Raw genomic sequence first — 1,391 nt, forward strand, 5'->3', positions numbered from 1 at the left:
ACCTGCAGCCATCACAGGTACGGCAGTTATTTTGGTTCCATATACTTGTACTACCCCAGGATCTATACAAGCACAAGGAGTTGGTGGAGGTACCCCAGGATATACCTATAGTATTGACGGAGTAACCTTCCAAGTGGGAGATACTTTTACAGGATTGACCAATGGAACCTACACCATCACGATAAAAGACGCCAACAACTGTACATTTGTAACTTTACCGGTTACTATAGCGCCATTGACACCACCAACGGATTTAACATTCAATCCATCCGCGTTGAGTTGTCCTGCGAATACTTCAAATGTTACAATTACATCAACAACAGGAGGCTCAACACCATTACAATATCAAATCACTGCACCGGCAGGATCGGCTACGGCGTACCAGGGATCAAACGTATTTAATGGATTGGCGCCGGGGACTTATACGTTCCAGGTAAAAGATGCTAAGAATTGTACTTATTCAGAAGATTACACCATTGCACCATTACCGGTTCTGACAGTAGTTGGAGCAGTGGTGAATAACGTGCAATGTTTTGGTACACCAACAGGATTGGTAAAATACACCGTATCAGGCACAACCGCTTATTCTTATACCATAAATGGCGGTACTTCAGTTACAGGACAAACAGCATCAGTAATTAACCTACCTAATTTGGCGGCAGGCGTTTATACAATAATCATCAAAGATGATATAACGACTTGTACAGCTACAACATGGGTTACCGTTGCGCAACCCACAGCTGCACTGTCAGTGACAACCACTCCAACGCCAATAAAATGTAATGCCAACGGAAGCGTTGTGGTAAATGCCACTGGCGGATGGGGAGGATATTCTTATTCCCTTACTCAACCAGACGCCACAGTTGTAGGCCCACAAGGCAGTAATACCTTTGCAAACTTAACTCAGACAGGAACCTATACGGCAAGTGTAACAGATTCTAACAATTGTACAGTAACAGACACTTTTGTTTTAAGCACACCACTAGTTCCAACGGCCAGCATAGCAGGATCAGATTTATGCTATGATACGACCAATCAAGCTACGATAACAGTAACTGCGGGTTCAGGAGTTGCTCCTTACCAGTATAGTATTGATAACGGAGTTACGTATCAACCGAGCAATACTTTTGCCAACTTAATACCGGGTAATTACACTATAATTTTAAAAGATGCTTTTGGCTGTACATCAGTTGCATTGGCACAAACCATTGCGGCACAACTTACAGTAAATACAGTTTTAACCAAAGATTTAGATTGTAACATTCCAGCGGATGCTATCATTACAGGTACAATTTCAGGAGGTAAGGCTCCATATACAGTAAGTATGGTTTCAGGAACAGGGACGTTAACACAACCTGTTGGTTTAGGAACTACTTTCACTTTTACAAGTA

At 42.3% G+C, this 1,391-nt stretch carries 1 pseudogene; it reads left to right on the plus strand.

From position 1 onward, the window contains the following. A pseudogene (locus tag ACFX5E_RS16205) lies at positions 1 to 1,391 on the plus strand (hypothetical protein); the annotation flags it as partial.

Source organism: Flavobacterium xylosi, from assembly GCF_042787345.1.
In the GTDB taxonomy this organism is placed as follows: Bacteria; Bacteroidota; Bacteroidia; order Flavobacteriales; family Flavobacteriaceae; genus Flavobacterium; species Flavobacterium xylosi.